At 52.9% G+C, this 14,224-nt stretch carries 16 protein-coding genes and 1 riboswitch; of the genes, 8 read left to right on the plus strand and 8 right to left on the minus strand.

From position 1 onward, the window contains the following. Positions 1 to 26 precede the first annotated feature (26 nt). Entirely contained in the window at positions 27 to 1,460 is a 1,434-nt protein-coding gene (gene hldE, locus AB182_RS29135; RefSeq protein ID WP_047373077.1) for a bifunctional D-glycero-beta-D-manno-heptose-7-phosphate kinase/D-glycero-beta-D-manno-heptose 1-phosphate adenylyltransferase HldE, read from the plus strand. Positions 1,461 to 1,584: 124 nt separating this feature from the next. On the opposite strand, the gene AB182_RS33420 is transcribed toward hldE, so the two are convergent. The 4 genes from AB182_RS33420 to ubiK all read right to left on the minus strand — a co-directional run bounded on the left by AB182_RS33420 (position 1,585) and on the right by ubiK (position 4,729). Further along, positions 1,585 to 1,644, minus strand: a complete 60-nt coding sequence (locus AB182_RS33420; protein WP_223883644.1) for a type I toxin-antitoxin system Ibs family toxin — start codon at positions 1,642 to 1,644, stop codon at positions 1,585 to 1,587. A gap of 243 nt (positions 1,645 to 1,887) precedes the next feature. After that, the gene (locus tag AB182_RS29140) at positions 1,888 to 3,591 is read right to left on the minus strand and encodes a flotillin family protein (RefSeq protein ID WP_047373078.1); all 1,704 of its coding nucleotides are present in this window, start codon (positions 3,589 to 3,591) and stop codon (positions 1,888 to 1,890) included. Positions 3,592 to 3,608: 17 nt separating this feature from the next. Beyond that, a complete protein-coding gene (locus tag AB182_RS29145; protein WP_047373079.1) occupies positions 3,609 to 4,238 on the minus strand; it encodes an OB-fold-containig protein in 630 nt (209 codons plus the stop codon). A gap of 185 nt (positions 4,239 to 4,423) precedes the next feature. Continuing rightward, on the minus strand, positions 4,424 to 4,729 hold the full coding sequence (ubiK, locus tag AB182_RS29150; protein WP_047373080.1) for a ubiquinone biosynthesis accessory factor UbiK: 306 nt from the start codon (positions 4,727 to 4,729) through the stop codon (positions 4,424 to 4,426). Between the two features lie 123 nt (positions 4,730 to 4,852). Beyond that, positions 4,853 to 5,002: riboswitch (FMN riboswitch) on the plus strand. A 95-nt stretch (positions 5,003 to 5,097) separates the two neighbouring features. Between ubiK and ribB the strand changes: the two genes are divergently transcribed. Beyond that, positions 5,098 to 5,751 carry a 3,4-dihydroxy-2-butanone-4-phosphate synthase gene (gene ribB / locus AB182_RS29155; protein WP_047373081.1) on the plus strand — a complete coding sequence of 218 codons (654 nt, stop codon included), beginning with the start codon at positions 5,098 to 5,100 and terminating at the stop codon, positions 5,749 to 5,751. 194 nt (positions 5,752 to 5,945) lie between these two features. Next, on the plus strand, positions 5,946 to 6,158 hold the full coding sequence (locus tag AB182_RS29160; RefSeq protein WP_047373082.1) for a hypothetical protein: 213 nt from the start codon (positions 5,946 to 5,948) through the stop codon (positions 6,156 to 6,158). A 22-nt stretch (positions 6,159 to 6,180) separates the two neighbouring features. Here the strand turns inward: AB182_RS29160 and zupT are convergent, their stop codons facing one another. After that, entirely contained in the window at positions 6,181 to 6,960 is a 780-nt protein-coding gene (gene zupT, locus AB182_RS29165; RefSeq protein WP_047373083.1) for a zinc transporter ZupT, read from the minus strand. A 197-nt stretch (positions 6,961 to 7,157) separates the two neighbouring features. On the opposite strand from zupT, the gene ygiD reads away from it, so the two are divergent. Continuing rightward, positions 7,158 to 7,946 carry a 4,5-DOPA-extradiol-dioxygenase gene (gene ygiD, locus AB182_RS29170; RefSeq protein ID WP_047373084.1) on the plus strand — a complete coding sequence of 263 codons (789 nt, stop codon included), beginning with the start codon at positions 7,158 to 7,160 and terminating at the stop codon, positions 7,944 to 7,946. A 118-nt stretch (positions 7,947 to 8,064) separates the two neighbouring features. On the opposite strand, the gene AB182_RS29175 is transcribed toward ygiD, so the two are convergent. The 3 genes from AB182_RS29175 to tolC form a co-directional block, all read right to left on the minus strand. Next, positions 8,065 to 9,225, minus strand: coding sequence for a glutathionylspermidine synthase family protein (locus AB182_RS29175; protein ID WP_047373085.1), 1,161 nt, complete (start codon positions 9,223 to 9,225; stop codon positions 8,065 to 8,067). Between the two features lie 5 nt (positions 9,226 to 9,230). Beyond that, positions 9,231 to 9,902, minus strand: coding sequence for a DUF1190 family protein (locus tag AB182_RS29180; RefSeq protein WP_047373086.1), 672 nt, complete (start codon positions 9,900 to 9,902; stop codon positions 9,231 to 9,233). 159 nt (positions 9,903 to 10,061) lie between these two features. Further along, on the minus strand, positions 10,062 to 11,507 hold the full coding sequence (gene tolC / locus AB182_RS29185; RefSeq protein WP_047373087.1) for an outer membrane channel protein TolC: 1,446 nt from the start codon (positions 11,505 to 11,507) through the stop codon (positions 10,062 to 10,064). A 205-nt stretch (positions 11,508 to 11,712) separates the two neighbouring features. On the opposite strand from tolC, the gene nudF reads away from it, so the two are divergent. The 4 genes from nudF to yqiA are packed head-to-tail and all read left to right on the plus strand — an operon-like array spanning position 11,713 to position 14,191. Beyond that, positions 11,713 to 12,345 (plus strand): ADP-ribose diphosphatase, encoded by a 633-nt coding sequence (gene nudF / locus AB182_RS29190; RefSeq protein WP_047373088.1) that lies wholly within the window; start codon positions 11,713 to 11,715, stop codon positions 12,343 to 12,345. Further along, on the plus strand, positions 12,342 to 12,764 hold the full coding sequence (locus AB182_RS29195; RefSeq protein ID WP_047373089.1) for a DUF1249 family protein: 423 nt from the start codon (positions 12,342 to 12,344) through the stop codon (positions 12,762 to 12,764). The genes nudF and AB182_RS29195 overlap by 4 nt, the downstream gene beginning before the upstream one ends. A gap of 24 nt (positions 12,765 to 12,788) precedes the next feature. Further along, positions 12,789 to 13,616, plus strand: a complete 828-nt coding sequence (gene cpdA / locus AB182_RS29200) for a 3',5'-cyclic-AMP phosphodiesterase (RefSeq protein ID WP_047373090.1) — start codon at positions 12,789 to 12,791, stop codon at positions 13,614 to 13,616. Then, positions 13,616 to 14,191, plus strand: a complete 576-nt coding sequence (yqiA, locus tag AB182_RS29205) for an esterase YqiA (RefSeq protein ID WP_047373091.1) — start codon at positions 13,616 to 13,618, stop codon at positions 14,189 to 14,191. Before cpdA ends, yqiA begins: the two co-directional genes overlap by 1 nt. Positions 14,192 to 14,224 lie beyond the last annotated feature (33 nt).

The raw sequence follows: 14,224 nt of genomic DNA on the forward strand, positions 1-14,224 counted from the left end.
AATTTTGTATCTCTCAGGAGACAGGAATGAAAGTAACGCTGCCAGAGTTTAATCAAGCGGGAGTGCTGGTCGTAGGCGATGTGATGCTGGACCGCTACTGGTACGGTCCAACCAGCCGTATTTCACCGGAAGCGCCGGTGCCAGTGGTGAAGGTCGAAACCATTGAGGAGCGTCCGGGTGGCGCGGCTAACGTGGCAATGAACATCGCTTCCCTGGGCGCGGGCGCGCGTCTGGTCGGGTTGACCGGTATTGACGATGCGGCGCGTGCACTGAGCAAGGCGCTGGCGGACGTCAACGTGAAATGCGACTTCGTTTCTGTTCCAACTCATCCCACCATCACCAAGCTACGCGTACTGTCGCGTAATCAGCAACTGATTCGCCTCGATTTCGAAGAAGGCTTTGATGGCGTGGATCCTGAGCCGCTGCATGAGCGTATTAATCAGGCGCTGAGCAGCATCGGTGCGCTGGTGCTGTCCGATTATGCCAAAGGGGCGCTAACGAGCATTCAGACGATGATCGCGCTGGCGCGCGGTGCGGGCGTGCCGGTACTGATCGACCCGAAAGGGACCGATTTTGAACGCTACCGTGGCGCGACCCTGTTGACGCCGAATCTCTCCGAATTTGAAGCCGTGGTTGGCAAATGCAAAGACGAAGACGAGATTGTGGAACGCGGTATGAAGTTGATTGCCGATTTCGACCTGACCGCGCTGCTGGTTACCCGTTCTGAGCAGGGAATGACGTTGCTGCAGCCGGGCAAAGCGCCACTGCATATGCCGACGCAGGCGCAGGAAGTGTATGACGTGACCGGCGCGGGTGACACGGTGATTGGCGTACTGGCGGCTACCCTTGCCGCAGGTAATTCGCTGGAAGAAGCGTGCTTCTTCGCGAACGCGGCTGCGGGCGTGGTGGTGGGTAAACTCGGGACCTCTACCGTTTCACCTATCGAACTGGAAAACGCAGTGCGCGGACGCTCGGAGACGGGTTTTGGCGTGATGACCGAAGAAGAACTGCGCGATGCCGTCGCTGCAGCACGCAAACGTGGCGAAAAAGTGGTGATGACCAACGGCGTGTTCGACATCCTGCATGCGGGCCATGTGTCGTATCTGGCGAATGCCCGTAAGCTCGGCGATCGTCTGATTGTCGCAGTGAACAGCGATGCATCCACTAAACGTCTGAAAGGGGATTCACGCCCGGTAAACCCACTTGAGCAACGTATGATCGTTCTGAGCGCGCTGGAAGCCGTGGACTGGGTGGTGCCGTTTGAAGAAGATACGCCGCAGCGTCTGATTGCCTCCGTTCTGCCGGATAAGCTGGTGAAAGGCGGGGACTACAAGCCGGAAGAGATTGCCGGCAGTGAAGAAGTGTGGGCCAACGGCGGCGAAGTGCTGGTGCTCAACTTTGAAGATGGCTGTTCGACCACCAATATCATCAGGAAAATCCAGAAAGACAGCGAGAAGTAAGCAATGCGGGAGATGCATCGAACACCTCGTTATGAGGCTCTCCTCGCTGTTGACGGTGCTGCTTTTTCGACCTAAATTAAAGGAACAAGGGTGAGAGGGGGTTTCTCCCCCCTCTGATTGACTGTTAGTAAGCGTGGAAACTTATCGTTAACAGAACAATCAGTATGATGACGTGCTTCATCATAACCCTTTCCTTATTAAAGCCCCTTCCTCGGAAGGGGCTTTCCCGTTTCAGCCCCTTGCTAACCCAGCGATTGTTGGTGAGTGCTTCTACAGGGACAAGGGCTTTTCCCCTCGGATGTTTTATTACTGGATCGTTCACGCAAAATGGCCCTGTTCCGAACGTTACGCACTGAAACGGCGCGTTCAGAATAAAAAAATCCCCGGCTTTACAGGCCAGGGAGGGGTGACATAAGGTGGGAAGAAACTATTCCTCTTTTACCGTCTCTTCTTTTACCGCTGTGACCGCGATTTCTTCATTTGGCCCGACCGCTGATGATGCATTTAACGGCGTTGTCATGGCGGCCAGCGAGCCACCGGAAATGCCAATCTCATTAAGCAGCGAATCAATCAACGGTGCCTGGGTTCGGTAGGCAAGGGCGGCAGAGAGCGCTTGTTCCGCAAGGTTTCCGCCGCTGGCTGTTCCCGCGCTCACTTCGCCAGCCGCTCCGCCACGATTCAGCCCATCCACCTGAATGATCTTGATTCCGTCGATAGACTTCATCGGCTCAACGGATTTTTCGATAACCGCAGGCAGTGCTTGCAGAAGCGCCAGTTTAAATTTGAGGCTGGTTTGTTCGTTGGAAAGTACGTTAATCGCATCGTTTAGCGCGCGCTGCGCTTCGGCTTCCGCCAGCCCTTTTTTGCGCGTGGCTTCCGCCAGTTCTACGATGGCTGCGGCCTGCAATTCTGCCGCTTCTTTTTCGGCTTTGGCGCGTACTGTCAGCTCAACCGCTTTGGTTTCCGCGTCCTGAGCGGCGGCAATCAGCGCAACCTGTTTGGCACGATCGGCTTCGGCAGTCTGGCGCGTGGTTTCTACGTTTTGCTGAGCACGAACGGCTTGCGCCAGTGCGTCATTGGCCTTTGCTTCCGCCTGTGACTGTAGTTCTGACTTCGCCGCAATGGCGATGGATTTCGTCTGGTTGGCAATCTCCGTCACCTGCTGCTGTTCGATCTCTTTAATGCGAACTTCACGCTCAGCCTCAACTTTTCTGGAGCGTACCGCCTGCTCACGCTCGATTTCACTTTCCTGAATTTGCCGTTCCGCAAGGATACGTGTTTGCTCGGCTTCACGATGACGCTCTGCTTCGAAGGCGGCGATTTTGGCATTCTGCTCGGCGGTGCGGGTTTTCACCTGCTGCTCCTGCTCAAGCGTCATAAACGCCTCTTGCTGCTCAATCTCAAGTTTGCGCGCCAGGGCATCGCGGTTCTTCTCACGGACTGCGACTTCCACATCCTGCTCGACTTCGTTACGTTCACGACGACGGCGCTCAGTTTCCTGCGTCAGCTTGGTGAGACCTTCGGCATCAAAGGCGTTATTCGGGTTGAAATGCACCTTTTCCGTCTGGTTGAAGTTGGTTAACGAAACGCTCTCCAGCTCCAGACCGTTTTTTGAAAGATCTTCCGCCACGGTGTTTTGTACGCCCTGAACGAAGTTTTCGCGGGTGTCCTGTAACTCATGCATGGTCATCTGGGAGGCTGTAGCACGCAGGGCATCAACGAATTTATCTTCAATTAACACACGGAGATCCTCTGGCGACAATGTACGCTGACCCAACGTCTGTGCGGCAGTGGCAATCCCCTCAATCGACGGTTTTACACGGACGAAAAAGGCAACAACGACATCAACGCGCATACGGTCTTTAGTGATCAGGCTGTCTACCGTAGAACGGCTTACTTCTAGCTTGAGGGTATTCATGTTAATCGGAATTATTTCGTGGAATATGGGCATCACAATCGCGCCGCCGCTCATTACCACTTTCTGTCCGCCTAAACCGGTTCGTACAAACGCTTGCTCAGCCGAGGCCCGGCGATATAATCGGGCAAAAATAACCCCAATGACCAACAGGATAAAAACGACTGCCAGAGCATAACTCATCCATGAGGGAAATAGACTCAATAGATTTTCCATAATATTTCCTTTTGTTTTTACAATTCATTTGGCCAGGGATTCAACTCCGCCAAATAACGGCTGGCGGACAACCGACAAATAATGAGAACCTTATCACCGCGTTTAAAGGTTTTTCCCTCTTCGGGTTCCAGAAGTAAATAATGTACCTGTCCAAATTTATCTTTAAATTTTCCTTCGCAGGGACGCTGAGGTGCCGCGCTGTGACCCGTGATAATGGCCATGGCACCAATAAAATCATCTTCTGTGATTGCGCTGGTTTCATCGCCCGGTAGCCAGCGCCCCAAAAGCTTACCGGTATAGTGCGTGCTAATACCTGAAAAAATAAGGCAAAAAGGGATAAGGGCTACGTTGGGAAGCGGGGTTTGTAGCAGTGTGACGCTCAGCTGCTGAAAAAAAATGCCAGTCAATCCGAAGCAACCGGCGATAAGGCAAAGAACAACCAGCGCGGGAACGCGACCAAAATTAAGGTAATGGAAAAATTGATTCAAATGGCCGGAAGCGACCCCATCATAATGACCCAAATGTGAATCAATGACGCCAGAAATAACATTCCCAAAGAACAGCGAGACAATTTCCACGATACCTATAAGCGCCACAAATGTGAGGGCGAAAAAGTAAGGTGAGTAGTATTCAGGAAAAATATCCATATATTCTCCTTGGGTTATTATTTTTAATAAAGGCAAATAACGCTTTGACTATCGAAGGCAATAATATCACGAATGGGGGAGTAACAAAAAGGCAGAGGGACTACTGGAATATTGTAGGGGTAATCAAGGACACTTTATTGATTACCCCCTTAGCGGGAAAAGACTCAGGGGATGCCGGCGTGGGCTTATGCGCCCGTCTCCGGCGAATCAACCGGAGGGATCGCCGGAGCCGGCTTCACCTCTGCTGAGGCATTGCGGTTTTCCAGTTCGTTAAGACGTTGCTCAAGCAGCGCCAGTTTTTCACGCGTGCGCAACAGTACCTGCGTCTGTACGTCAAACTCTTCGCGGCTGACCAGGTCAAGACGGGTCAACTGTGCCTGCAGGGACTGGCGGATTTTTTTCTCAACATCTTCCCCGAACTCGCGGATCCCTTTTGGCATCGATTCGTGGACCTGACGCGCAATCTGTTCAATTTTTTTCGGGTCAATCATTTGTAAGTTCCCTGTTCGGATAGGTTCTGACAATTATTGTAGTGTGATATGCCATAACGATAAACCAGATTTGTTTGAAGGTTACGCGTTGCCGAAGGTAATCAATAGCGTTATAGTTATCCCGCTTATTCTCAGGGCGGGGCGAAATTCCCCACCGGCGGTAAATCAGCCTACGCTGAAAGCCCGCGAGCGCTTCTGGTGAAAACCGGAAGGTCAGCAGATCCGGTGTAATTCCGGGGCCGACGGTTAGAGTCCGGATGGGAGAGAGTAACGATTCAGTTGGGCCTGGAGGCCCGCTCGCGTTATTTTTTTATACTCCTAAGACTGCCCTGATTCTGGTAACCATAACTTTATTGAGGTCTTTTACCATGAATCAGACGCTGCTTTCTTCTTTTGGCACGCCATTCGAACGTATTGAAAATGCTTTAACCGCACTGCGCGAAGGTCGCGGTGTGATGGTTCTCGACGATGAAGATCGCGAGAATGAAGGCGACATGATTTTTGCTGCTGAAACCATGACCGTTGAGCAGATGGCGCTGACCATCCGTCACGGTAGCGGTATTGTTTGTCTGTGCATCACCGAAGATCGTCGTAAACAACTTGATCTGCCGATGATGGTTGAAAACAACACCAGCGCTTACGGTACCGGCTTTACCGTTACCATCGAAGCCGCTACAGGGGTTACTACCGGGGTTTCTGCGGCTGACCGTGTTACCACCGTGCGTGCTGCCATTGCTGATGGCGCTAAACCTTCTGACCTGAATCGTCCGGGCCACGTTTTCCCGCTGCGTGCGCAGCAGGGCGGTGTGTTGACTCGTGGTGGCCATACCGAAGCGACGATCGATCTTGTCTCCCTGGCTGGGTTCAAACCGGCTGGTGTGCTGTGTGAACTGACGAACGATGATGGCTCCATGGCGCGCGCGCCGGAATGTATCAAGTTTGCACGCGAGCACAACATGGCCGTTGTCACCATTGAAGATCTGGTGGCCTATCGTCTGGAGCATGAGCGTAAAGCAAGCTAAGCGATATCCATGCTTTGCAAAGAATCCGAAGCCGGACCGCCTGCTTCGGATTTTTTTATTTCCCTGTTAGTCCCTTGCTGAAAATAGCTCATTTCTCCGCTTTGTTGATCTCGCTAATGGCGACATCGGCTTGCTACTTATAAAGTGGTATCCATGACGTAATGGCTCGCTAACCAGCGGGATAAGGAAGGGATATGCTGATTTACTGGTGCGGTTTTTTGGTCGTTGTGCTCGTGATGTTCGCACATATCATGTGTTTGCGACGTAATTGCAGGGCATTTCGCCAGGATCGTGATGCACAACAAGAAGGATACCAGCGCGCGTTAAAGATAATCCAGTCGATGCAAGCAAAGGAGCAAGAGCAGGTGGAACCTGAGGTGGCTTCCGGAAGCGGCGTTGCCCAATAGGCGCGAGCAACGCCTGCATGTATTAACCAAATCCCATCGTTTGCAGCGCGACCAGGCTAAGACCCATCACTGACATCCCACAAAGCACGCCATAGCTTGGGTTGTTGTTGGGGTCGATCTCTTTTGCCAGCGGCATCAGTTCATCGACAGAGAGCGCGACCATAATTCCGGCAACCGCCGCCATGACCGCCGCCATCACCATCGGGGAGACCAGACTTCCCAGAATCAGCCAGGCCAGAACCCCACCAAGAATTTCCGCAAGCCCGGAAATCCCCGCCCAAAAAATTGCCGTGCGCTTTGAACCGGTTGCCGCATAAACCGGGCCGGCAACCGCAAGACCTTCTGGAATATTGTGCAAGGCTACCGCCAGTGCAATACCGAAACCCAGTTCAAGGTCGTTACTGGCTGTCACAAAGGTGGCGATGCCCTCCGGAAAGTTATGCAGGCTGATACCCAGCGTTAATAAGATCGCCGTACGTTGAATTTTGCGAGGGACAGGGTGCGGTGAATGCGCACTCTGCATTAAATCCTGTGGATGTGCATGGGGAAGCAGACGGTCAAGAGCAAAATAGCCCAACAGGCCAATGACGAACATACCATAGCCCAGCATGGGTGACATGCCCTCAGTTGCCAGTGCGGCTGGCAACATCTCCATAAGGGAGATAAGCAGCATGATGCCAGCGGCAAATCCCAGCGAGAATGCCAGTACACGGTTTGACGGTTTCTGGCCAAGAACCCCCAGAAAGGCGCCGATAAAGGTGGCAGCGCCGGCAAGTAACGTCAGAATCAGTGGTGCTGACATGTATCTCTCCTTATGATAATGCCTCTCATTAATGTTAAATATTAATGGATTCCAAAGCGAGGCCGCCGCATCACCTTTACGCAATCCTTACATTCAAAAATTCTGAATATCTTCATCACGCTTATCTGAGTTCATCACCCGGGGAATAAGCGTAATGTGTGTTCATCAAATATGACACACTCAGTAAGGATATCATCATGTCTGCACCTCGCATGCCAGCACTGTTTTTGGGCCACGGCAGCCCGATGAATGTTCTGGAAGATAACGTTTATACCCGCGCCTGGGCTCAGCTTGGCGAAACACTGCCGCGTCCTAAAGCTATTGTGGTCGTCTCAGCGCACTGGTTTACGCGTGGTACCGGGGTAACGGCGATGGAAGCACCGCAGACAATTCATGACTTTGGCGGTTTCCCTCAGGCGCTGTACGACACCCATTACCCGGCTCCGGGTTCGCCTGCGCTGGCCCGGCATTTGGTTGAACTGTTATCACCCGTGCCGGTTACTCTGGATAAAGAAGCATGGGGTTTTGACCACGGTTCCTGGGGCGTGCTGATCAAAATGTATCCGAAGGCCGATATCCCGATGGTGCAGTTGAGTATAGACAGTACCAAACCGGCGGCATGGCATATGGAAGTGGGGCGTAAGCTGGCAGCACTGCGCGATGAAGGCATTATGCTGGTGGCGAGCGGTAACGTGGTGCATAACCTGCGCACGGCACGCTGGCATGGCGATAACTCGCCTTATCCGTGGGCGACCGCTTTCAACGAATTTGTGAAGGATAACCTGACGTGGAAAGGGCCGACCGAGCAGCATCCGCTGGTTAATTATATGGAACATGAAGGCGGTTCGCTTTCTAATCCGACACCGGACCATTTCCTGCCGCTGCTCTATGTCCTGGGGGCGTGGGATGGGGTGGAGAGTATCTCGATTCCGGTAGACGGTCTTGAAATGGGCAGCCTCAGTATGTTGTCGGTGCAGATAGGCTAAGGCTTTGTAGCCGGGTAAGCGTACAGTATGCGTACCCGGTATATTCCCGAATGCGGCGTTGCCTCGGGCGACGACTCAGGAGCCCCGGGTAAGTGCATCCGAGGATCCTGGACGCATGTTACTCAACAAAGACATGCGGATAGAAGCGCGACAGATCCTGAGTGATCAACGCCCGGTCTTCACGAATGCCAATACCTGCGGGTTGATCGTTGATAAGCCAACTGCCAATCAGCATGTAGCTGTCGCCATACTTGGGTAGCTGACAGAACTGCTGGACGATCATTCCTTCTTCACCGTATGGGCCTTCGACTTTTTCAACCGTTTTGCCATTTTCGATGATGGACACATTCGCCCCTTCGCGAGAGAAGATAGGCTTAAGTACGTATTTGTCCATTTCCGGATGCGCGTCTTCGGCAAACCAGGCGGGCAACAGATTCGGATGGTTCGGGAACATTTCCCACAGCATTGGCAGGAGCGCTTTGTTCGAAATGATGCTCTTCCATGCTGGTTCCAGCCAGCGCACGCCCGCATCTTCCAGCTTGGTTGAGAAAACTTCGCGCAGCATATACTCCCAGGGATACAGCTTAAACAGATTACTGATCACGTGATCCTGCAGATCGGTAAACTGCCCTTTTTCCCCGAGACCGATATCTTCGATATAGAGAAACTCGCTGGCCACATCGGCTTCGGCGGCGCAATCTTGCAGGTATTGCACGGTACCGCGGTCTTCAACGGTATCGCGACAGCAGGCGAAATGCAGCAGGTTAAAGCCATATTGCTCGCGTAGCGCGGCAAAGCGCTCAATCAGTTTTTCCTGCAGGCTGTTGAATTGATCGCAGCTTTCCGGCAGGTTGCCCGCGGCTATCTGATCTTCCAGCCAAATCCACTGAAAAAATGCCGCTTCATACAGTGAGGTTGGTGTATCGGCATTATTTTCCAGCAGCTTAGGTTCGCCGGTGCCATCCCATGCCAGATCCAGGCGTGAATAAAGCGACGGCTGTCCGGTTTTCCAGGACTGGCGCACAAAGCCCCATGTGTGCCTGGGAATGCGGAATTTCGCCAGCAATTCGTCACTGGCGATAACCTTGTCCACAACCTGCAGACACATCTGATGGAGCTCGGCGGTAACTTCTTCCAGTTTCTCGACCTGGGCGAGCGTCAGTTTGTAGTAGGCGTCTTCACACCAGTAGGGTTCGCCATACATGGTGTGAAAGTTGAAACCATACTCGGTGGCTTTCTCGCGCCAGTCGGGCCGTTCGGCAATAGTCATTCTTTCCATGGTTATTAGCCACCCATTGAACGGGTTGAGGTGCCGCTGGCACTGCGCTGCATCGAAGTCTGTTTGGCCACGGATTCGCCAAAGCCGCCACGCGTGACGGTGGAGGTTGTTGCCGGTTTTGGTGCCATCGCGGTTTTCGAAACTGTTGCGCTACGCCCTGGCTGGGCTGCACCGTAGCTTTTGCCGCTGGCATCGGTGTACTGGCCATAGGCCGGGCTGGCCGGGTTTTTGGAACTAAACAGCGGCTGCTGGGCATAACCCGCGCCGCCACCCATCAGGCGGCCCATCATGTAACCCGCCATTAGCGGCATCCAGAAGCTGCCGCCAGACTGTTGTGCCTGCGCCTGGTTTTCCGTCGCCACGCCTGCCTGAGCGGGTGCTTGTTGACACTGGCCTTCGCCAAATTCAGCCACACAATCTTCGCGTGATGCATATTTCGGCGCGGTACGTGCTGCTTCTTTCAGCGCGTTGTCATAGGTGGTTTTGCATTCGGCGCTCTTGCCCGGGTTTGCCGAAGAGCAGTCATCGGCATTCTGATACATTTTCACCGTTTCATCGTTTTGTTCGCACCCTGCCAACATAAAGACGGCAGTCACGGCCAGCGCCACGGGCGTCAGGTGACGAGCGCCCCAGCTTTTGCGAAACATCGCATGATTAATATTCTTTGTCCGTTTCATATTTGTCTTCCGAGACCCACAGGTATTAATAAAAGGTCAGGATAGTGGATGAGTGTCTGAAAATGAAGCAGGGTGCGGGTCAGCAGGGGGGATCTTTACGTTGCCTTACGTAAAAACGGGGGCTAAGTGCCCCCGTAACGATAATGCGGGAAAAACGAATTAACGCGTTGTTTTGCGTACGCTGGCTGGCTGTGCCTGCGACGCTTGTCCGTTTGCCATCTTCTCAACGCGAGCTTCTTGCTCCGGGTTTTCCGGGGCGACATTTTCCGGCGAGGTCGAGACAGGTTTACCCAGCGTGTTGTTCAGCGCCAGCAGATCCTGTTCATTCAGGGTGCCGAGAGCAGATTTGATATTCAACTGGTTAATCAGGTAGTTATAACGCGCGCTGGAGAGCTGCTGTTTCGCGTTATACAGCGTGGTGGTTGCGTCCAGTACGTCCACAATGGTACGCGTACCCACGGAGTAACCTGCTTCCATCGCATCCAAAGAGCTTTGTGCAGAAACAACGGCTTGTTTATACGCGTTGATGCTACTGATGGAGGCATTCACATTATTGAAGGAGGAACGGACAGTCTGCACAACGCTGCGGTGCGCGCTTTCCAGTTGCTCGCTTGCGCCAACAAAGTTGTACTGCGCTTGTTTCACCTGTGAATTCACCATCCCGCCCTGATACAGCGGCAGGGAGAAGCTCAGACCCACTTTATTCTGACCAATTTTGCTGTCGTCATACTGGGCGCTGTTTGTGCGGGAGCCGCTGTAAGACGTATTCGATACTGCGGTGGAAGCGGTCAAATCCAGCGTCGGCAGGTGACCGTCTTGCGCCTGGCGAATCTGCTCGCGAGCCAGATCCTGACTCAGACGTGCCTGCAGCAACGTCAGGTTGCGACTTTCCGCGTCTTTCAGCAGTGCGTTCACCGCCTGCGGTTTGTCTGTTTTGAAGCCATCAACATTCAGGGATGCCAGTTGCGGATAGTAGTTACCGGTGACCTGACGCAGTGACTCGACGGCATTGTCGAGGTTGTTACGGGCGGTCACTTCGTTAGCCAGGACAGTGTCATACTGTGAACGGGCGTTCTGTACATCAGTAATAGCCACCAGACCCACATTAAAACGCTGGGTTGTTTGGTCCAACTGACGGTAGATAGCCTGTTTCTGCGCTTCGGTATAAGAGAGCGAGTCAATCGCGCTCAGTACGTTAAAATAGGCAGTAGCGGTATTCAGAATGAGCGTTTGCTGGTCGGTTTGGTACGTCACATCCTGGATGCCCGCGGATTTTTCCTGTAACGTCAACGCACGCCATTTAGACATATCAAACAAGGTTTGCGTAAGCTGCAGGGAGCCGCTGGTGGCGTTGGAGTTCACACCATTGCTGTCGCGGTAGCCATTGCTGTAGGTGTAATCCGCACCCAAACCCAGCTGTGGCAGTAACGGGCTGCGCGCTTCGTTAATTTTCTCGAAAGCTGCATCACGATCGGCGGCGGATTTACGCAGATCGGGGTTGCTTAAACGCGCCTGCTGATAAACCTGCAACAGGTTTTCTGCCTGGCTCATAGCGCTGAAACCTGTCAGGCTCAGGCCGATAAGAATGGGGAGCAATTTCTTCATTTGCATTCCTTGTTGTGAAGCATGAATAGCGCTGATCTAAATTCAGAAATATTCGCCGATTCTAACAGAGAGCGCCACCGCTGAAGGTTGGCGTAAAGTGCCATCCGACGTAAATTTGCCCCAATCTATCACATGGCGGTTGAAACGGCAGTCAAACAGGCTTGAAAACCACAAAATCAACATTAATTAATAACAGGATATCCGCATGAGTAAGCCAGAAACCTCTGCTGTGACTTTCACAAAAAACGATGTAGAAATTATTGCACGGGAAACTCTCTATCGCGGTTTTTTTTCGCTCGATCTCTACCGTTTTCGCCACCGTTTATTCAACGGTGAGATGAGCGGTGAGGTACGGCGTGAAATTTTTGAACGCGGCCATGCCGCAGTCTTGCTACCCTTTGACCCAGTGAGGGATGAAGTGGTGTTGGTCGAACAGATTCGTATTGCCGCGTTTGATACCAGCGAAAGCCCGTGGTTGCTCGAGATGGTCGCAGGCATGATCGAAGAGGGCGAGTCTGTTGAAGATGTCGTTCGACGCGAGGCGGTAGAAGAAGCCGGGCTGAACGTGGGGCGCGTGAAGAAGATGTTGAGCTATCTGGCAAGCCCTGGGGGCACCAGCGAGCGCTTGTCCTTATTGGTTGGCGAAGTGGATGCCACGCAGGCCGAAGGTATTCACGGCCTGGTGGATGAAAACGAAGATATTCGTGTTCATGTGGTGAGCCGGGAGCGGGCTTATCAGTTAGTAGAAGAGGGGAAAATCGATAACGCAGCGTCTGTCATCGCCCTGCAATGGCTGCAACTGCATTATGAGAGCTTACGAAACGAGTGGAAAAAATGAAGCGTTATACACCTGACTTCCCTGAAATGATGCGCCTGTGCGAGACCAATTTCGCGCAGCTCCGCCGCCTGCTGCCGCGTAACGACGAGACAGGCGAAACAGTGAGCTATCAGGTGGCGAATGCGCAATACCGGTTAACGATTGTCGAATCCACCCGCTACACTACGCTTGTGGAAATCGAACAGACCCTGCCCGCTGTGAGTTACTGGAGCCTGCCGTCAATGACAGTGCGCCTGTATCACGACGCGATGGTAGCCGAAGTGTGTTCGAGTCAGCAGATCTTTCGTTTTAAAGCGCGTTATGATTACCCGAATAAAAAGTTGCATCAACGCGACGAAAAGCATCAAATTAATCAGTTTCTGGCCGACTGGCTACGTTACTGTTTAGCACATGGAGCAATGGCGATTCCGGTTTGTTAGCGTAGTGAAACCTAAGGACACCATTTGGAAAGCCTGTTAAACCTTCCTCTGGCTGGTGGGGCCAGAGTCAGGATATTACAAATTACTGACACTCACCTGTTTGCCGAAAAACATGAAACGCTGTTAGGTGTGAATACCTGGGAAAGCTATCAGGCCGTACTGGATGCCATTCAGGCCCAGCAGCGTGAGTGTGATTTGATTGTCGCCACGGGCGACTTGGCGCAGGATCAGACCGCTGCGGCTTATCAGCATTTTGCTGAGGGCATCGCAAGATTTGGCGCGCCTTGTGTCTGGCTGCCAGGCAATCATGATTTTCAACCGGCAATGTATACCGCACTGCAGGAAGCAGGAATTTCCTCCTCCAAACGGGTAATCACTGGCGATAACTGGCAAATTCTCCTGCTTGATAGCCAGGTGTTTGGCGTTCCACACGGTGAACTGAGTGAATTTCAGCTCGACTGGCTGGAAAAAAAACTGAGTGCCAGCCCTGAGCGTCATACGCTGCTATTGTTACATCATCACCCGCTGCCTTCAGGATGTAGCTGGTTGGATCAACACAGCCTGCGCAATGCCGCAGAGCTGGATAACGTGCTGGCGCGTTTCCCTCATGTTCGCTACCTGCTATGTGGACATATTCACCAGGAGCTGGACCTCGACTGGAATGGCCGTCGCCTGTTAGCGACGCCATCAACCTGTGTGCAGTTTAAACCGCATTGTGCCAACTTCACGCTCGACACAATCGCGCCTGGCTGGCGCTGGCTGGATCTGTACCCGGACGGAAGCCTGCAAACTGAGGTCTGTCGTTTGCAAAGCACGCGGTTCAATCCGGATACCGCGTCAGAAGGATACTGATGGCCACGCTTCTTTATTTGCATGGTTTTAACAGCTCGCCGCGTTCTGCGAAAGCAACGCAGCTGCGTCATTGGCTGGCTGAATATTACCCTGATATCGACGTTGTCGTTCCCCAGTTGCCCGCTTACCCGGCGCAGGCAGCAGAATTGCTGGAATCGTTGGTGATGCAACATGGCGGACAACCGCTGGGTATTGTCGGTTCGTCGCTTGGGGGCTACTACGCAACCTGGTTATCTCAGTGTTTTACGTTGCCAGCGGTGGTGGTGAATCCTGCCGTTCGCCCGTTTGAATTGCTGGCGGAGTTCCTCGGTAACAACGAGAACCCCTACACCGGGGAGCAATATGTGCTAGAGTCTCGCCATATTTACGAGCTCAAAGTGATGCAGGTCGACCCGCTGGACGCGCCGGATTTAATCTGGTTGCTGCAACAGACTGGGGACGAAGTGCTGGATTACCGCCAGGCCGTGGCGTATTACGACGCATGTCGTCAGACGGTAGAAGAGGGCGGTAACCATGCATTTGTGGGCTTTGAGAATCATTTCACACAGATTGTCGATTTCCTTGGGCTCCATTGAGCCAACGGGGAAACGAAGCGGTCATTATCTACG

Origin of the sequence: Phytobacter ursingii (assembly GCF_001022135.1) — a bacterium.
In the GTDB taxonomy this organism is placed as follows: Bacteria; Pseudomonadota; Gammaproteobacteria; order Enterobacterales; family Enterobacteriaceae; genus Phytobacter; species Phytobacter ursingii.

Coding starts and splice junctions, on each gene's coding strand:
- hldE (WP_047373077.1), top strand. CDS start 27: ATGAAAGTAACGCTGCCAGAGTTTAATCAAGCGGGAGTGCTGGTCGTA.
- AB182_RS29140 (WP_047373078.1), bottom strand. CDS start 3,591: ATGGAAAATCTATTGAGTCTATTTCCCTCATGGATGAGTTATGCTCTG.
- AB182_RS29145 (WP_047373079.1), bottom strand. CDS start 4,238: ATGGATATTTTTCCTGAATACTACTCACCTTACTTTTTCGCCCTCACA.
- ubiK (WP_047373080.1), bottom strand. CDS start 4,729: ATGATTGACCCGAAAAAAATTGAACAGATTGCGCGTCAGGTCCACGAA.
- ribB (WP_047373081.1), top strand. CDS start 5,098: ATGAATCAGACGCTGCTTTCTTCTTTTGGCACGCCATTCGAACGTATT.
- AB182_RS29160 (WP_047373082.1), top strand. CDS start 5,946: ATGCTGATTTACTGGTGCGGTTTTTTGGTCGTTGTGCTCGTGATGTTC.
- zupT (WP_047373083.1), bottom strand. CDS start 6,960: ATGTCAGCACCACTGATTCTGACGTTACTTGCCGGCGCTGCCACCTTT.
- ygiD (WP_047373084.1), top strand. CDS start 7,158: ATGTCTGCACCTCGCATGCCAGCACTGTTTTTGGGCCACGGCAGCCCG.
- AB182_RS29175 (WP_047373085.1), bottom strand. CDS start 9,225: ATGGAAAGAATGACTATTGCCGAACGGCCCGACTGGCGCGAGAAAGCC.
- AB182_RS29180 (WP_047373086.1), bottom strand. CDS start 9,902: ATGAAACGGACAAAGAATATTAATCATGCGATGTTTCGCAAAAGCTGG.
- tolC (WP_047373087.1), bottom strand. CDS start 11,507: ATGAAGAAATTGCTCCCCATTCTTATCGGCCTGAGCCTGACAGGTTTC.
- nudF (WP_047373088.1), top strand. CDS start 11,713: ATGAGTAAGCCAGAAACCTCTGCTGTGACTTTCACAAAAAACGATGTA.
- AB182_RS29195 (WP_047373089.1), top strand. CDS start 12,342: ATGAAGCGTTATACACCTGACTTCCCTGAAATGATGCGCCTGTGCGAG.
- yqiA (WP_047373091.1), top strand. CDS start 13,616: ATGGCCACGCTTCTTTATTTGCATGGTTTTAACAGCTCGCCGCGTTCT.